Source organism: Sorangium sp. So ce1036, from assembly GCF_051369805.1.
Taxonomy (GTDB): Bacteria; Myxococcota_A; Polyangia; order Polyangiales; family Polyangiaceae; genus Sorangium; species Sorangium cellulosum_F.
In genome coordinates, this window is record NZ_JBBMOX010000001.1 from 4029395 (window position 1) to 4045672 (window position 16278).

The window sequence follows — 16278 nt, forward strand, 5'->3', positions numbered from 1 at the left end:
AGGTGCTCCATGGTGATGCTGGTCCCGCTCCGCCGCGGTCGCGACGACCGCCGGCAGGCCCCCGTCGCAGCGCACGATATCGCGGATCTGGAGGCCGAGCTCCGGGCGGCGATCTCTGGCGAGGTCCGCTTCGACAGCGAGTCTCGCGCGGTCTACTCGACCGACGGCTCGAATTACCGCCAGGTCCCCCTCGGCGTCGTCCTCCCGAGGAGCGCGGGCGACGTGGTCGCCGCCGTCGCCGCCTGCCGGCGCCACGGGGCGCCCGTCCTCCCCCGCGGCGCGGGCACCAGCCTGGCCGGTCAGACCTGCAATGTGGCCGTCGTCCTCGACTTCTCCAAGTACATGGGCCGCGTCCTCGACATCGATCCCGCGCGGCGGCTCTGCCGCGTGCAGCCCGGGGCGCTCCTCGACGACCTCCGGGGCCAGGCCCAGCGGCACGGGCTGACCTTCGCCCCCGACCCCTCGACGCACAGGTGGTGCACGCTGGGCGGCATGATCGGCAACAACTCCTGCGGAGTCCACTCGATCATGAATGGATCCAGCGGGGGCCGGACCGCGGATTACGTCGAGGAGCTGACCGTGCTCACGTACGAGGGCCACGTGCTCCGGGTCGGGCCGACTCCGGATCACGAGCTCGACCGGATCCTCGGCGAGGGCGGGCCGCGGGGGCGGCTCTACGCGGATCTCCGCGCGCTCCGGGACCGGTACGCCCGGCTGATCCGCGCGCGGTTCCCCGACCTCCCGCGGCGGGTCTCGGGGTACAACCTCGACGACCTGCTGCCGGAGAAGGGGTTTCACGTCGGCCGCGCGCTCGCGGGCAGCGAGGGGACGTGCGTCGTGGTCCTCGAGGCGCTGCTGCGCCTCATCCCGAGCCCCCGCGAGCGCGTCCTCCTGGTGCTGGGGTATCCGGACGTCTACAGCGCGGGCGAGCACCTCGTCGAGGTCCGGGGCGCCGGCCCTTCCGGGCTGGAGGGGATCGACGAGCAGCTCGTCGATTTCCTGGGGCGAAAGGGCCTGCAGCGCGAGGCCACGGGGCTCCTGCCCGAGGGCCGGGGCTGGCTCATGGCCGAGTTCCGCGGCGAGACGAGGGCGGAGGCGCGGGACAGGGCGCGCGCGCTGATGAGCCGGCTCGAGCGGGCCCGGCGCCCGCCGGCGATGCGGCTCTGCGAGGAGGAGGGCGAGCAGGAGCAGCTCTGGACGGTCCGCGAGTCCGGCCTCGCGGCCACGGCCCACGTCCCCGGGATGAGGGAGGCGTGGCCGGGCTGGGAGGACTCCGCGGTCCCGCCGGAGCGGCTCGCCGAGTACCTGCCCAGGCTCCGCGGGCTGCTCGATCGCTTCGGCTACAAGGGCTCCCTCTACGGCCACTTCGGCCAGGGGTGCGTTCACACCCGGATCGATTTCGACCTGAAGACGCGCCCGGGGATCGACAGGTACCTGGAGTTCGTGAACCACGCGGCCGATCTCGTGCTCTCGCTGGGCGGCTCGCTGTCCGGCGAGCACGGCGACGGCCAGGCGCGCGCGGCGCTCCTCACGAAGATGTACGGCGAGGAGCTGGTCGCGGCGTTCCGGGAGTTCAAGGCCATCTGGGATCCGCGCTGGAAGATGAACCCGGGGAAGGTCGTCGACCCGTACGGCATCGACGAGAACCTCCGCCTCGGCACCGGGTACGATCCGCCCTCGCTCGAGACCCATTTCCGGTATCCCAACGACCACGGCAGCTTCGCCGAGGCCACGCTCCGCTGCGTCGGCGTGGGCAAGTGCCGGAAGCTCGACGGCGGGACCATGTGCCCGAGCTACATGGTGACCCGGGAGGAGATCCACACGACGCGCGGCCGGGCGAGGTTGCTCTTCGAGATGCTCCAGGGCGAGGAGACGCCGCTCGGCTGGGACAACCCGGACGTCAGGGACGCGCTCGATCTCTGCCTCGCGTGCAAGGGCTGCAAGGGCGAGTGCCCGGTGCACGTCGACATGGCGACGTACAAGGCGGAGTTCCTCGCGCATTACTACGAGCATCACCGGCGGCCGATGGCGGCGTACTCGATGGGGCTCATCCGGACCTGGGCGCGGCTCGCCTCGCTCGCCCCGGGGCTCGTCAACGCGGTCTTCCGGGTCCCCTGGCTCGGCGCGGCGCTGAAGCGCCTCGGCGGGATCGCGCCCCAGCGCTCCATGCCGACCTTCGCGCGGCGGACCTTCAAGCGGTGGTTCTTCGCGCGGCCGGCGCCCGCGGGCGCGCGGGAGCGGCCGCCGGTGATCCTGTGGCCGGACACGTTCAACGACCACTTTCATCCGGAGGTGGCCGTCGCGGCGGTCGAGGTCCTGGAGGACGCGGGCTACCGGGTGATCGTGCCGCGGCGCTCCCTCTGCTGCGGCCGGCCGCTCTACGATCACGGGATGCTCGATCGGGCCAAGTCGGCCCTCCGTGAGATCCTCGACGCCCTGCGCCCCGTGGCCCGCGCGGGGATCCCGGTCGTGGGCCTGGAGCCGAGCTGCGTCGCGGTCTTCCGGGACGAGCTCGGGGAGCTCTTCCCGCACGACGAGACCGCCCGCCGCCTGCGCGAGCAGACATACCTGCTGAGCGAGCTCCTCGACGAGATCGGGTATGCGCCGCCGCGGCTCGACGGGGAGAGGGCGGTCCTGCACGGCCACTGCCATCAGAAGGCGGTCCTCCGGTCCGACGCGGACGCGAAGCTGCTCCGGAGGGCAGGGGTGGAGTGCGAGGTGCTCGACGCGGGCTGCTGCGGGATGGCCGGGTCGTTCGGGTACGAGGCGCGGCATTACGAGATCTCGCAGGCGGTGGGCGAGCGCGTGCTGCTGCCGGCGGTGCGGCGCGCGGGCGCGGGCACGCTCGTCGTCACCAGCGGGTTCAGCTGCCGCGGTCAGATCGAGGAGGGCACGGGGCGGCGGCCGCTCCACGTGGCGGAGGTGCTGCACCTCGCGCTCCGGCGGTCCCGGCGCGCGGGCCATGGCGCAATGGCGCCGGCCAGGGCGCCGCGGCCCCGCGCCCTGCCGGCGGCCGCCGTCCTGCTCTCGGCCGCGCTCGCCCTGGGGATCTCGTGGCGGCGGGGGTGGCTGCGGCGCTGACGCGGAGGGCTCGAGGCGATGAACGATCTCCGCGGAGGCGGGCCGGTCGAGCGGGTCGACGTCTCGGCGTACCGGATCCCCACGGATCGGCCCGAGTCGGACGGGACGTTCACCTGGGATCACACGATCTGCGTCGTGGCCGAGGTGACCGGGGGAGGGCGCCGGGGCCTCGGTTACACCTACGCGCCCGCGGCGGTCGGCCGGCTCATCCGGGACACGCTCGCGCCCGCGGTGGAGGGCGTGGACGCCTTCGCGGTGAGCGCGGCGCACGACCGGATGGTCCGCGCGGTCCGCAACGCCGGCGCGCCGGGCATCGCGTCCTGCGCGATCGCGGCCGTGGACACGGCGCTCTGGGATCTCAAGGCGCGCCTGCTCGATCTCCCGCTCGTCCGCCTCCTCGGTCCGGTCCGGGACGCGATCCCGGTCTACGGCAGCGGCGGGTTCACCTCGTACGCGATCGCGGAGCTGAAGGAGCAGCTCGCCGGGTGGCGCGACGACGGCATCGGCATGGTGAAGATGAAGGTCGGCCGGGAGCCGGCCGAGGACGCGCGCCGCGTGGAGGCCGCGCGGGAGGCGGTGGGGCCCGGGGTGGGCCTGTTCGTCGACGCCAACGGGGCGTACGCGCGAAAGCAGGCGCTCGCGCTCGCCGAGGCGTTCGCCCGGCTCGACGTGCGCTGGTTCGAGGAGCCGGTGAGCTCGGACGATCTCGAGGGGTTGCGGCTGCTCCGCGATCGCGGCCCGGCGGGGATGGATATCGCGGCGGGGGAGTACGGGTACGATCTCGTCTACTTCCGCCGGATGCTGGACGCCTCCGCCGTCGACGTGCTCCAGGCCGACGCCACCCGCTGCCGGGGGATCACCGGGTTCGTCCGGGCCGCGGCGCTCTGCGGGGCGCGGGCGATCCCGCTCTCGTCGCACACCGCGCCGTCGATCCACGTCCACGCGTGCTGCGCGCTCACGCCGGCGCGCCACCTCGAGTACTTTCACGATCACGTGAGGGTCGAGGCCCTGCTCTTCGACGGGGCGCCGCGCCCGCGCGCGGGGGCGCTCGCGCCCGACCTGTCCCGTCCGGGGCTGGGGCTCGAGCTGAAGCGCGCGGACGCCGCGCGCTTCGCGGTGGCCGGGGTCTAGCGCCCCTCGCGGCAGAGATCGCTGGCGCGGCACGCGGCGAGCCGCCCGAGGGTGTCGAGCGGGCTGCCGCACTCCTCGTCGCGGATCGCCTCCAGGCACTCGTTCAGCTCCTTGGCGTCGATGCCGCCCGGGCACTCGCCGAAGGTCAGCTCGTCGCGCCACTCGGAGCGAACGCTGGAGTCGCAGGCGTCACGGTTCGCATACTCCCGGTCGGCGCCGATGTTGTTGCACCGCGCCTCGCGGTCGCACCGCGCCGCCACGATGCTGTCCACCGCGCTGCCGACCGGCACCGGCGCCTCGCCCTCGATGCTGTCCGGCGCCCGCGCGCCCGCGCCCTCGCCGCCCCCGCACGCCGCGGAGAGCAGGCTGACTCCGGCCATCAGGATCGGGCCCACCACCGGTCTTCCGACGATCGTTCGCATGATTCCCCCTCTCGCCACTCCTCGTGCGCACCGCGCCTCCTTGCGATCCCCGTGCCTCCGCCCGCGGGGCCTCGCGGATCGCCGCGTGTCCCGGATCGGGCGGCCGCGCGCTGTCTCCGTCATGCGCACCGGTCGCCTGACCGGGCGGGTAGGCGGGGCTCGGCCAGGCAAGGCGTGCACGGCCGCGGGGGGAGCCCGCTCGCGCGTGGAGTCCACGGTTGCCGGCCGCCGGACGCGGCCATGGGCGCTCGAGCCCATGCGGCGCCGAGCCGGCCGCGCTGACCACGGGGCAGCGGGGCGTGGCCGACATCGCGGTCGACGCACCACTGCCTCCTGGACCGCGCGCGCGAACGGCAACGTCCGTGGGGTGAGCGCTCCTGCTCAGCGCATGAACCAGGTCACCTTCCCCATTCCCGCGTTCCTGGTCCGCGGCTGGTAAGCGACGATGGTGGCCGCGTAGTCGCCGGGCGCGTCGACCGTATACTCCGCCTGGAACAGGCTCGTGCTCCCTTCCACGTACAAGAGCGGCACCGTGACCGGAGAGGCGTCGCCCACCCTGCAAATCAAGGCATGGACCTCGAAGTCGGAGGGGGGCCAGAGCGGCACCTCGGCGGGGGCGATCGGCCTCGTGGTGATCGGGCAACCGCACATCAGGGTGACGTTCGCCGAGAGCGTGATCGTGGCGGATGGCCTGGAGACCGCCGCGTGCGTGGCCGGGCTCATCACCTGCACGAGCAGCCCTGGCACGAGCAGGACGAGCCCGTCAATCTCCTGCCCCGGCACGACGGCCACCTCGGTCGAGACCCGGACGGCCGATTGCAGCCCGCCGAGCGGCCCATGGGCCGAGACCTCGAGCACCGTCGGCTCGTCGAGCGCCAGGCTCGCGTGGAACGACGCCGTCTTCGGCCCAGGGGCCAGCCAGAGGAGGGTCGGCTCCTGGCCGTCCGCCACGATGGTCGCGAGCGACGCCCCTTCTCTGTAGCGCGTGATCAGCTCCCCGTTGTCGCCGCGTGTCACGCCCTCCGCGAGCACCCTGCCAGTCCGCGCATTCCGGATCGACACGAGCGCTCCGCCGATGTCGTCGCCGAGGTATTTCCCGTCCACGGATTGCACGCGGACGGTCATGGATGTCCTCGCTGCCATGGTGTCCTGTCCCCCCCTTCGCCGGCGAGCGTGGCGCCGCGAGGTGAACATGGGTTTGCGCGCTCGGCCCCGTCAACGGACGCTCCTACCCGCGCCTCCGCCGCAGCGCGAGCGCCGCCGCCGCCCCGAGCCCCGCGACCGCCCCGAGCCCCCCGAGCGGCGCGCGCGACCGCGCGTCTCCCGGGAACGTGCACCTGCACCCCTCCGACGACGCCTCCCGCATCGCCGGATCCACCACGACGCTCACCTGATCGGTCGCCTCCAGGCTCCCGTCGCTGACCGTCACCTCGAACGCGAGGGCCGTCTCCTCCGCCACGTCGGGCGCCACGAACGTCACGTGCGCGCCCTCGCCGACCAGCTCGACGTCCGGCCCCGCCGTCTGCCTCCAGGAGTACGTCAGCGGATCCTCCTCGGGATCCGAGCTCCCCGACGCGTCGAGCTCCACCACGTCCCCGATCGCGACGGTCTGGTCCGCCCCCGCGTCGGCCACCGGCCCGCCCTGGCAGGACGCGGCGTCCTCGGCCATCGCCGCGAACGGCTTGTTCTTGAGCCCCTCGAACCCGATGTCGTCGAGCTCCCAGCCGATGTCGCCCGCGGCCTCGTCCGTGCCCACGCGGAACCGCACCCGCACCGTCTTGCCGGCGAACGCGGTCCCCAGGTCGACCGACACCCGGTCCGCCCCGGGCCACGAGGGGTTCTGGCCGACGAAGGCCCGCCGCCGGCCCAGCGGATTGCCCGACTCGTCGCCGATCCTCCCGCCGTAGCCCGGGTCCGCGTGGCGCGCGATGTCCTCCCAGGTCTCCCCGCCGTCGGCGCTGATCTCGATCACCGCGCCGTCCCAGTGGACGCCGTCGCTCGCCTCGAACTGGTGCCGGTGCGTGAACGACAGCGCGAGGCGCCCGGCCGCGCTCACCTCCAGCGGCGGCGAGACCAGCGCCGCGTCGGCGACGCTCGCCAGGGCGACGCCGCGCCACACCCGGTTCGGCGCCTCCCCCTGGGCGCGCGACCAGACCAGCTCGGCCGACTGCCCCTCCACGGTCCAGGTCGTGCTCGGGGTCTCCACGCTGTCGACGGCCGACGACCGCGGGATCTCGTCGAAGTTCACGCGCCGCGAGAGGGCCTCCACCCGCGCGGGCGTGCACGCCTCCGCGCTCTTCAGCGTGAGGCGGAGCGCGAGATCCTCGGACGCCTCGACCGAGCGATCGAGCTTCACCGCCACGGTCGCGGCGCCCGTCGCGAACGGCGCGATGTCGCCGAACGACACCCGCCCGCCCTCCGGGAACGTCACCGCGCCGCCCGGCGCCTCGAGCGAGGCCACCGCGTCGGTCAGCGGCGCGCCGCCGCGGTTCGCGACCTCGATCGTCATCGTGCCGGACTCCTCCGCGTCGAGCTGCCCGTCGCGGTCGCAGGAGCGCGCGCTGTCGTCGAGCTCCGCGCGGACCAGCACGACGTCGGGCTGCACCTTGAAGCCCTCGACCACGCCGGCGAGATCGATCGAGTCGGTGGGCGGCGACACGGCGCACGTGCCGGCGCCCCGCCGGGCGAACGCCTCCGCGAGCGCGAGGAAGTCGTCCCGGTCGCTGGCGATCGCCGCCGCCAGGATGGCGTCGCGCTGCTCGGTGAACGTCGGGTTGGCCGGCGCGAGCTTCATGCCGGCCACGATGTAATCGGACATCCGCCGCCGGCTCTCCTCGAACGCGCGCGGCGGGGTGAGGCTCCTGCCGTGCCGGATCAGCCCGACATAGGCCTCGAACAGCATGCTCGCCCAGACCTCGCCGGCGTTGTGCACCTCGGAGTTCTCCGGGACCGTGGGGCTCCGCGGGTGGTCGGGGAGGCGCGCGTCGTCGGAGATGTGCTTGAACGTCAGCCCGTTGCGCGTGAAGTCGATGGAGTAGGGCGCGCGGCGGATGCCGAAGTAGCTGTCGCCGCGCGCCGCGCTCCCGTAGCCCGAGAGCGGGTACGCGCCGTCCAGGTCGTCGCCGTCGCGCAGCGCCATGTGGAGCGCGATGAAGTCCCCCCACCCCTCGCTCTCCGCGCCGCACATCTGCGTGCCGCACGCGACGAGGCGCAGGTGGATGTAGTGCCCCCACTCGTGCGCCACGATCGTGTTGTCGATGGTCCCGTCGCGCTCCACGCCGAGCTCGCGGGTCATGGTGGCGGTGAGCGGCGCGCTCGCGCGGGCGAGCGCCGCCTTGAGCGCGTCGCCGTCCTCTCGCGAGACGCTCTGGGCCGGCGCCTGCACCTCGGGCGCGTCGCCGTGGAGCCGCGGCGCGCCGTCGCGCGCCTCGTCGTTGGCGATGATCACGCCGATCGCGCCCGCGGCCTCCGCGTTCTGCACCTTCTCGGAGAAGGGGCACCCGCCCCGGTCGACCAGGGCGATCTTGCCGACCACGTCGCTCGTGATCGGCCCGCACGCGTCGCCCCGCGGCTCGGCGTCGTCCTCGGCGAGCGCGAGCTCGCCGGTGACCTCGTAGCGGTCGGGCCCGAACGAGGCGGTGTTCGACGCGTAGCTCGCGTTGAGCGGCGTGACGCTCAGCGACCTCTGCTCCGGCCCGGACCAGAGGTACATCTGCATCCGGGGCGACGCGCCGTCGTACATCGCGTCCATGTTCGCGTTGTCGCGGCTCTCGCCCGGCGCGTCGTCCTGCGCCTCCGCGAGGAGCGGATCGCCGTCGAGCCCGCCCCGGCCGAGGTTGTCGAGCTGGGCGTTGCCGGCGGCCTCGTTGAAGCCGGAGTCGTAGTACCAGTCGTGGAGCCAGTTCGTGACGTAGAAGATCTGGGTGACGGCCGCCATCACCTGCTCGGGCCCGTCGAGCGGCGCGGCGGCCGGGTCGTAGACGTGATCGAAGGCCCGCGGCCCCGTGAGGGTCGCGCGCGTATCGCCGCTCGAGAACCCGTCCGGCGCGTGGTGGTCGGCGTAGGCGTCGACGTTGTTGCCGCGGGTCTCGGTCGCGTCGGCCGGCAGCCACGGATCGGCGTCGCCCTCCGGGTTCGTGTTGAGGCCGTGGATGGAGAGGAGGTTCGGCGCGATGAACCGCGGCGTCACGCCGTCCGGCTGCCCGGTCGGGTGGGGGGAGAGGTCCTCGATCGGCCCGTCGAGCGGCGTGTGCTTGCCGTGGCCCTCGGCCCAGACGCGGTAATCGAACGAGGCGGCGTGGGAGAGGTTCTCCCGGTAGAGGTGCCGCCCGTCGCCGGCCGCGAACACCCACGCGTACGCCTCGGAGCTCGTGCTGTGGGCGAGGCCCGAGACGAGCTCGACGAAGTAGCCTGGCACGAGCCGGTCGGGCAGGGGAAAGAGCACCTTCTTGACGCGCGCCGGCCGGGTGAAGCGCAGGTCGACGGCGCGCGTGCGGGCGGTGTCTCCGAGATCGAACAGGCGATAGCCGTCCTTCGGCGCGGCCTGCTCGCGCAGGTCGGAGGGCTTGATGTCGACGCGGTGGGCGTCGCGCACGGCGCGGGCGACCGCCTGGCCCGGCGAGCCGGTGAACGCGCGGCTGCGCTTCGAGCCGGGCCTGAGCGAGCCGGCGCCGGGCGGCAGGGGGACGGCGGACGCGTGCAGGTTGCCGCCGAGGGCGACGAGCGCGAGATCGCGCTTCATCAGCACCTTGACCTCGCTGCGGAAGACCGGGACGCCGTCGACCTCCTGGCCCAGCGTCACGAGGATGCCGCCGCGGCCGATGTCGTGGATGTGCCGCACGACGGCCGTGTCGAGGGCGGCCTTCGGCAGGCGATAGAGGTGCGCGTGGCGCTCGAGGTGCCAGCGGGCGGCGGCCTCCGGCGTGCCGTGGGTCGCGGCGGGCGGGCGGCGCTCCGGCGCGGTGGCCCACACGAACGTCGGCACCCCGCGCTGCGGATCGGTCGACGCGACGACGGCGCCCGCGTCGTCCTGCGGCGTGACGCGCGCCACGCTGGGCGGCAAGGCCGGCGGCGCCTTGAGGTAGGCATCGTAGTTCGGTCGCTCCCGCGCGTGGGCGGCGGGGCCGGCGAGCAGCACGAACAAGAGCGCGGTAGACCGAACCGAAACCTTCATGCATCGACCTCCGAAGGAACGACACCTGAGCGGACACGAGCACGCGAGTCCCGCGCCGCGTCCCGGGCGCCCCCGCGCCCACCGTCGAGTCCGCGACTGGGGCGCACCCTAGCCGCAGCGCGCGTGCAAGGAAAGCTCGATGACGCAGCTCTTGCACACGGTCGTGAGGCTCCTTTCAGCGCGCGCTCACCCTGTCACGATGAGCATGGGAGTCGGGCGAGGCGCGTGAGGTTGCTTTCAACATGCGCTCATCCTGGCGCTTCGAGCATGGGAGTCGGACGGAGCGCGTGAGGCTGCTTTCAACATGTGCTCATCCTGGCGCTTCGAGCATGGGAGTCGGGCGGAGCGCGTGAGGCTGCTTTCAACATGCGCTCATCCTGGCGCTTCGAGCATGCGAATCGGGCGGAGCAGGCGAGACGGAACGGCGTGGGGGGCAACCCACGCTCTCGGCCCGCGCCGCGACGGCTCCGGGGGGCACGGCGGTCGAAGCTGGACGAGCGTCGACCCGTTCGGCGTCCCCGGCGCAACGGGGCGCCCTCGGGACCCGCCCCCAGGGTCGCGCCCGGCCGCCGCCTGCGCTGTGCGGCCCGCTCGCTCCCGCCCGGCGTCTTCCCCTTCTCCCCGATCTCCGCTACGACCCGGGCCCCGCTTTCGCGACCTGGCTCACCCGCGGGTATGACGAACCGCTGACACGAACCTCCCCTCCCGCGCATTAGCTTCCCCAAGGCGAACCGTGACCCACGCCCTGCACGTCGAGACCAAGCTCATCTCCGAAGAGCTCTGCGCTCTTCTTCGACAGGTCGATCCCTCCGTCTTCGTTTTCCAGGACGAGCCCGAGGTCCGGGCCCGGGTCGACCGGGTGGCGTCGCGGCTCCGCGAGCTCGTCGTGGCCGCCGAGCGCGAGGACGCGGGCGGCCGGCTCGACCGGCTCCGCGAGCGGCTCGGCGCGCTGCTCGCCGCGGTCGAGCGGGCGACCCCGACCCGGACGCCCTCGCCCAAGGCGGCGTGGATCGCGTTCCAGCGGGAGGTGCAGCCCGCGTACGAGTCGCTGGCGCTGACGCTGCGGGGCGTCGTCGCCGCGCCGCCGAGCGTCCGGCCGACCAACCATGCGCGCAGCCTGTGGCACGTGGGCTCCGGGCTCGCGGTGCTCGGGCTGGTCCAGCTCCTGCCGGAGCGCGGCTGGCTCGCGGCCCTGAGCGGGGCGTTCGCGGCGGCGGCGTGGTCGCTGGAGATCGCGCGCCGGGTGAGCGAGCGGGTGAACGAGCGGCTGATGCGGCTGTTCCGGCTCGTGGCGCACCCGCACGAGCGCTACCGGGTGAACTCGTCGACCTGGTACATGACGGCGCTCTTTCTGCTGGCGCTGTTCGGGACGCGGCTGAGCCAGTCGCTCGCGATCGTGGTGCTCGCGGTGGCCGACCCGGCGGCGGCCTACATCGGTCGCCGGTTCGGCCGCACGCGGCTGCTCGAGAACCGGTCGCTGGAGGGGACGCTCGCGTTCTTCGTGGTGGGCGGGCTCAGCGCCTTCGCGGTGCTCGGCGCGCTCGGCCCCGCGTCGCTCTCCTCCCGGCTGTTCCTGGCCGCGGTCGCCGGCCTGGCCGGCGCCGCCACGGAGCTGTTCTCGTCGCGGCTGGACGACAACTTCACCATCCCGGTCGCCGTCGCTACTGCAGTAACGCTCGCGGGCGCCGGCTGACCTCGGCGCTTCACGGTGCGCTGTCGCCGATCTCGAGGGCGAGGCGGGTGAGGTACTGTCTCATGAACTCGGCACGCCGCGCGCCCTCGCGGCGGCCGGCCGCGGTCCTCAGGCTGTCGGCGGTCTTGAACAGCTTCACGTAGAAGTGATCGATGCCGTTCTCGCGATCGTTCCACGGCCTCCGGGCGGCGAAGGGATCCTGGGGGTCGTAGAAGCGCGTGCCGAGCATCCCGCTCACGGCGAAGCAGCGGGCGATCCCGATGGCGCCCAGGCCGTCGAGGCGGTCGGCGTCCTGCACGACGCTGGCCTCGAGCGTCCTGGGCTCGACTCCGGCGCTGTAGCTGTGGGCCTCGATGGCGTGGGCGATGTCCGGGAGGGAGGCCTCGGGGTAATCGACGCTCCGGAGGAAGCGCAGCGCCTCCTCCGCGGAGAGCCGCGACGCCTGCGCGCGCCTCGGATCGTTCTTGGGGACGTTCACGAGATCGTGCAACCAGGCCGCGGGCACGACGACCTCCATCCTGGCCCCCTCGTCCGCGGCGAGCGCCTTGGCCGTGGCGACCACCCTCGTGAAATGGGCCAGATCGTGGGCCGGATCCGGGCCGAGATCGGTCCCCTCGAGCTTCTTCACGAAGAGCGCTTCCCAGTCTCTCATCCTCCGCCCCTTATACATCACGCCCGGGGGACGACGGCGAGCGAGGACTCCAGCGTCTCGCGCAGGCACACGCGGATCACCGTGGGACCCCTGGACGTTGGCGACCCGCTGGTACGGCCCCATCCGGCCGAGGATCGGCCTCCTCGGTCGAGCTCATGGATGAGCCGGCCCGGTTCGGGCAGGTCCCCGCGCGCTCTCGTCGTGTGGGTGTGCGTGAGCGAGGAGGAGAGGGCGCGACAGACATCGTCGCCACGCGGCGTCGCGCCCTGGAGGGCCGGCGGCCGCCGAGGAGCTCGCCTGTCTGCCATGCTGGCCTCATCGCTGTAGACGCGCTCTGGCAGCCTCGCCGCGACCGATGGAGTGGTCCTCCAGACGAATGTCACCTTGCTCCGAGCTGGCGCAAAAGAAAGCTGAGCCGCGCGCGGAGCGTGCCGCGACAGTGATCCTTGGCAGTCGTCGAGGCTGCCTATAACAGGACATGTTGTGAGGCCTTCTCTGGTCACGTCTGGAGGACGAGATGCATCGTACACACGGTTGGATGGTGTTCCTGGGGTGGATGGCTGGTGTGGGCGTCTGTTCGGGAGGAGTGATCGGGTGCGGTGGCAGCGATAGCGGGACGGCGGACACGAGCACCGCGTCAGCGTCCACCACCACGGGCACGGGCGGCAGCGGCGGAGGTAGCGGCACGGGTCAGGGCGGGGCCGGCGGCGCGGGTGAGGGCGGCGGCGCTGGGGGTCAGGGGGGCGTCGGCGGCGAGGGCGGCGCAGGCGGCGAGGGCGGCGCAGGCGGCGAGGGCGGCGAGGGCGGCGAGGGCGGCGAGGGTGGCGTCGGCGGCGAGGGTGGCGTCGGCGGCGAGGGTGGCGTCGGCGGCGAGGGTGGCGTCGGCGGCGAGGGCGGCGTCGGCGGCGAGGGCGGCGTCGGCGGCGCTGGCGGCGCTGGCGGCGCGGGCGGCGCGGGCGGCGCAGGCGGCGACGGGGGGATCTCGTGCGCCCCGTCCGAGACCGTTTGCGATTCCGAGTGCGTGGACACCCAGACGGACAGCGCGAACTGTGGCGCCTGTGGCACCACGTGCGAGGGGCTCTCGACCTGCCAGGCCGGCGTATGCACGTGCCCGCTGGCGGGGCAAACCTATTGCGACCCGGCGTGCGTCAACACGAACCTCGATCAGTTCAACTGTGGGGAGTGCGGCAATACCTGCTCGGGAGGAGCCTTCTGCACTGCCGGAGAGTGCACCTGCAACGCCGGTCTGGCCTACTGCGACGGCCAGTGCGTGAACCTCACCAGCGATGAGGACCACTGCGGGGCGTGCGGCGCTGGTTGCTCGGACGGCCAGATGTGCATCCGAGGAATTTGCCAGTAGGGATCGCGGCGCGCGCCGGGGTCAGGGCGAGAGCGACAGCCCCCGCACGTACTCGGCGAGCGCCCGCTCCGCGCTCGCCACCGCCTCCCGCGCGCCCCGGAGCTTCCCCGTGACCGCCGCGATCCGGTCCTCCTGCTCGCTCAGCACCTTCAGGTAGCGCGCCTGGAGCGAGCTCCCCGCGGGGACGACCTTCAGGTTCTCGCGCACGCGCTCCTGCTCCGCGCGCAGCGCGGCGAGCTCGGACTCCAGCGCCGAGAGCGCGCGCTGCCGGTCGGCGATGGCGGCCCGGAGCTCCGCGATCCGCGCGAACACCGCGCGCAGCGCCTCGGGGAGCTCGCGCGAGGTCATGTAGACCTCGATCTGCTCGCTGGTCAGGCCCGTCAACGCGATCGTCGTGGAGATCGGCTGCTCCAGCGCGACCGTGAGGCGCGCCGTCTCGCCCGCCGCGACCGCGCGGCGGATCCGGTAGCGGTCGCCGGTCGCCTCGACGCCCTCCCGCGGCTCGGCGAGCTCCCAGCCGGCGACGCGCGGGTGCTCGATGACCACGACGCGCGGCTCGCGCGCGGCGCCCACGATCGTGTAGACCGTCACCCGCCGCGCGGTCCGGACGAGCTCCAGCACGCCGTCCTGGATCCTGGCGCGCGCGAGCGCCTCTTCTTTCTTCTCCTCCCGGTCGATGCGCACCTTCCGGTCCACGGCGAAGCTCACGATCCGCGACTCCCCCGGCGGGAGCGCCGCGAGCAGGGCGTCGCCGACGTGGGTGACGGCCCCCCGGCCCGAGCGCTCGTAGATCGTCACCGCCCCGGGGGGCAGGCTCGTGTCGCCGTCGTTCCGCAGCCGCGCCGAGGCGAGCGGGCTGCGCGCGCTCGCCTCCCGCTGGTAGAGCCAGATCCGCTCGACCGGGATCTCGCGCTCGACGATCGGCAGGAGCGCGGTTTGCCCGCTCGGGATCGTCACGGGCGCGGGGAAATGGAACGTCACCTGCGTGGCCGCCTCCTCGCGCTCCGGCGCGCCGGCCGGGCCCGCCGGCGCGGGCGGCCCCGCCGTCCCGCCCTCGCCGCGCGGCGCGCCGGCGCGGTAGCGCGCGAGCCGCGCGGCCCGCGCCGTGATCGCCGCGGCGCCCTCGTCGAGCCGCGGCAGCACCCGCGCGGCCAGGTCGACGGGCACCTCCGGCCGGTCCACATAATAGAGCTCGTAGAGCGCCTGGCGGAACGTCACCGGGTCGCCCGACACCAGGGTGAAGTCCACGTCCTTCCAGTCGGCGCCGCTCTGGTTCTCGACGACGGCCCACCCCGAGAGCGCGCCGGTCCTCGCGCCCGGGTCCGCCGCGATCGTGAGCCGGTACGACGTCTTCCAGAGCGGCGCCTCGGCGACGTAGGCCACCCGGACGACGCGCTCGCCCTCGCCGCGCGCGTGCACCACGAGCTCGCGCCGGCCCCGCTCGCGCTGCCGCGCGAGCCCCACGAGCGCCGCGCCGACCTGCTGCCGCAGCCGCTCCTCGACGAGCTCGACGCCCGCGAGCTCCTCCAGCACCACCTGCTTCAGCGCCCCGTCCGACATCAGCGCGAGCCGGTGCCGGTTCTCCGAGCCTCCGCCCGGCAGCGCGGCCTGCACCGGGGTGACCGCGACGATCCGCCCGACCACGGCCCCTCGCGGCCCCGAGGCGCGGACCTCGGCGCCGCGCAGGGCGTTCAGCAGGGCGGCCTCGGACTCGAGCGCGCCCTCGTCGAACGGGAGCTCGCGGAACAGATCGCGCAGCGGCTCTCTCCCGGGCAGCGTGATGCTCCCGACCGTGCCGCGATCGTCATGGGCCACGATGCTCTTCAGCACGTCGTCGACCTGATCGAGCCGCACCACGAGCGGGAGCTCGGCGTCGCCGCGCACGCGCGCCTCGTACTCGAAGTATCCGACGCCGCCCGTGGAGAGCACGACCCGGCGGAGCGACAGCGCGTCCGTCTCCACCGCGTCCGCCGCGGCGTCCGTCTCGGGCTCTGACCGGGACAGCCCCAGCGCGGCTGCCAGTGTGGCGGTCGTCCACAGTCCATGTTTCATCGTCGCCCCCCCGGCGGAGGCGTGCGGTGGCCTCGCCTCCGGGGTTCATAATGCCGCTCCGGGGGGCGTCAACGACGGTGGCGGGCGAGGCGGCGCGCGCGCCCCGCCGCCCGCGTCAGCCGCGCTGCGACGCCTCGAGCTGCCTCACGACCGAGAGCGCCTCGTCGACATGCCGGGTCGCGCGGAGCTGGGAAGAGAAGGCATGTCGAACGATCCCGTCACGATCGATGACGAACGTCACGCGGCCCGGGAGCAGGCCGAGGAGCGGCTTGACGCCGTAGCGCGCGGCGGTCTCTCCGCCGGGGTCGCTGAGCAGCGTCATGGGCAGACGGTGCTTTTCGGCGAATCGCTGGTGGGACTCGGCCGGATCGGCGCTCACGCCGAGGACCTCGGCGCCGGCCTCCACGAACGCGTCGTGACGGTCGCGGAACGAGCACGACTCGGCGGTGCATCCCGGGGTGTCGTCCTTCGGATAGAAAAAGAGGACGACGGTCTTCTTGCCGCGAAAATCCGAGAGCCGAACGACCTCGCCCCGCTGCGACAGCAGGTTGAAGTCGGGCGCGGCCTCGCCGACGGACAGCGTGGATCTTCCGAACATGGAGCTCTCTACCCGACGCGCCGCGCGGCGTCCAAGGCCCGCGGCCGGCCTGCCCGGCCGCCTCGCGCCCGGAGGAGCGGGCGCGAGGCGCGTGGAGCGTCACGAGGGCCAGGCCA

General features: G+C 73.7%; 10 protein-coding genes. 4 read left to right on the top strand and 6 right to left on the bottom strand.

The features are described 5' to 3' along the window. Positions 1 to 9: 9 nt before the first annotated feature. Complete coding sequence (locus WMF31_RS15420; protein ID WP_436602674.1) at positions 10 to 3081, top strand: FAD-binding and (Fe-S)-binding domain-containing protein; 3072 nt, start codon at positions 10 to 12, stop codon at positions 3079 to 3081. Positions 3082 to 3099: 18 nt separating this feature from the next. Beyond that, a complete protein-coding gene (locus WMF31_RS15425; RefSeq protein ID WP_129349239.1) occupies positions 3100 to 4212 on the top strand; it encodes an enolase C-terminal domain-like protein in 1113 nt (370 codons plus the stop codon). On the opposite strand, the gene WMF31_RS15430 is transcribed toward WMF31_RS15425, so the two are convergent. From WMF31_RS15430 to WMF31_RS15440, 3 genes are all read right to left on the bottom strand, one after another. Next, positions 4209 to 4634, bottom strand: a complete 426-nt coding sequence (locus WMF31_RS15430) for a DUF6184 family natural product biosynthesis lipoprotein (protein ID WP_129349237.1) — start codon at positions 4632 to 4634, stop codon at positions 4209 to 4211. The two genes, WMF31_RS15425 and WMF31_RS15430, sit on opposite strands and share 4 nt — an antisense overlap. A 381-nt stretch (positions 4635 to 5015) precedes the next feature. Next, positions 5016 to 5777, bottom strand: a complete 762-nt coding sequence (locus WMF31_RS15435) for a hypothetical protein (protein WP_129349235.1) — start codon at positions 5775 to 5777, stop codon at positions 5016 to 5018. An 85-nt stretch (positions 5778 to 5862) separates the two neighbouring features. Beyond that, complete coding sequence (locus tag WMF31_RS15440) at positions 5863 to 9807, bottom strand: M36 family metallopeptidase (RefSeq protein ID WP_436602675.1); 3945 nt, start codon at positions 9805 to 9807, stop codon at positions 5863 to 5865. Positions 9808 to 10540: 733 nt separating this feature from the next. On the opposite strand from WMF31_RS15440, the gene WMF31_RS15445 reads away from it, so the two are divergent. Continuing rightward, positions 10541 to 11500, top strand: coding sequence for a diacylglycerol/polyprenol kinase family protein (locus WMF31_RS15445; RefSeq protein WP_436602676.1), 960 nt, complete (start codon positions 10541 to 10543; stop codon positions 11498 to 11500). 10 nt (positions 11501 to 11510) lie between these two features. Here WMF31_RS15445 and WMF31_RS15450 read toward each other — a convergent pair whose 3' ends face one another. After that, positions 11511 to 12152, bottom strand: a complete 642-nt coding sequence (locus WMF31_RS15450; RefSeq protein ID WP_436602677.1) for an HD domain-containing protein — start codon at positions 12150 to 12152, stop codon at positions 11511 to 11513. 517 nt (positions 12153 to 12669) lie between these two features. Here WMF31_RS15450 and WMF31_RS15455 point away from each other — a divergent pair. After that, on the top strand, positions 12670 to 13512 hold the full coding sequence (locus tag WMF31_RS15455; RefSeq protein WP_436602678.1) for an MXAN_6577-like cysteine-rich protein: 843 nt from the start codon (positions 12670 to 12672) through the stop codon (positions 13510 to 13512). A 21-nt stretch (positions 13513 to 13533) separates the two neighbouring features. Here the strand turns inward: WMF31_RS15455 and WMF31_RS15460 are convergent, their stop codons facing one another. Further along, positions 13534 to 15564 (bottom strand): DUF4139 domain-containing protein, encoded by a 2031-nt coding sequence (locus tag WMF31_RS15460; RefSeq protein WP_436602679.1) that lies wholly within the window; start codon positions 15562 to 15564, stop codon positions 13534 to 13536. A gap of 115 nt (positions 15565 to 15679) precedes the next feature. Next, positions 15680 to 16162 (bottom strand): peroxiredoxin, encoded by a 483-nt coding sequence (locus tag WMF31_RS15465; RefSeq protein ID WP_436602680.1) that lies wholly within the window; start codon positions 16160 to 16162, stop codon positions 15680 to 15682. Positions 16163 to 16278: the final 116 nt, after the last annotated feature.

Coding starts and splice junctions, on each gene's coding strand:
- WMF31_RS15420 (WP_436602674.1), top strand. CDS start 10: ATGGTGATGCTGGTCCCGCTCCGCCGCGGTCGCGACGACCGCCGGCAG.
- WMF31_RS15425 (WP_129349239.1), top strand. CDS start 3,100: ATGAACGATCTCCGCGGAGGCGGGCCGGTCGAGCGGGTCGACGTCTCG.
- WMF31_RS15430 (WP_129349237.1), bottom strand. CDS start 4,634: ATGCGAACGATCGTCGGAAGACCGGTGGTGGGCCCGATCCTGATGGCC.
- WMF31_RS15435 (WP_129349235.1), bottom strand. CDS start 5,777: ATGGCAGCGAGGACATCCATGACCGTCCGCGTGCAATCCGTGGACGGG.
- WMF31_RS15440 (WP_436602675.1), bottom strand. CDS start 9,807: ATGAAGGTTTCGGTTCGGTCTACCGCGCTCTTGTTCGTGCTGCTCGCC.
- WMF31_RS15450 (WP_436602677.1), bottom strand. CDS start 12,152: ATGAGAGACTGGGAAGCGCTCTTCGTGAAGAAGCTCGAGGGGACCGAT.
- WMF31_RS15455 (WP_436602678.1), top strand. CDS start 12,670: ATGCATCGTACACACGGTTGGATGGTGTTCCTGGGGTGGATGGCTGGT.
- WMF31_RS15460 (WP_436602679.1), bottom strand. CDS start 15,564: ATGAAACATGGACTGTGGACGACCGCCACACTGGCAGCCGCGCTGGGG.
- WMF31_RS15465 (WP_436602680.1), bottom strand. CDS start 16,162: ATGTTCGGAAGATCCACGCTGTCCGTCGGCGAGGCCGCGCCCGACTTC.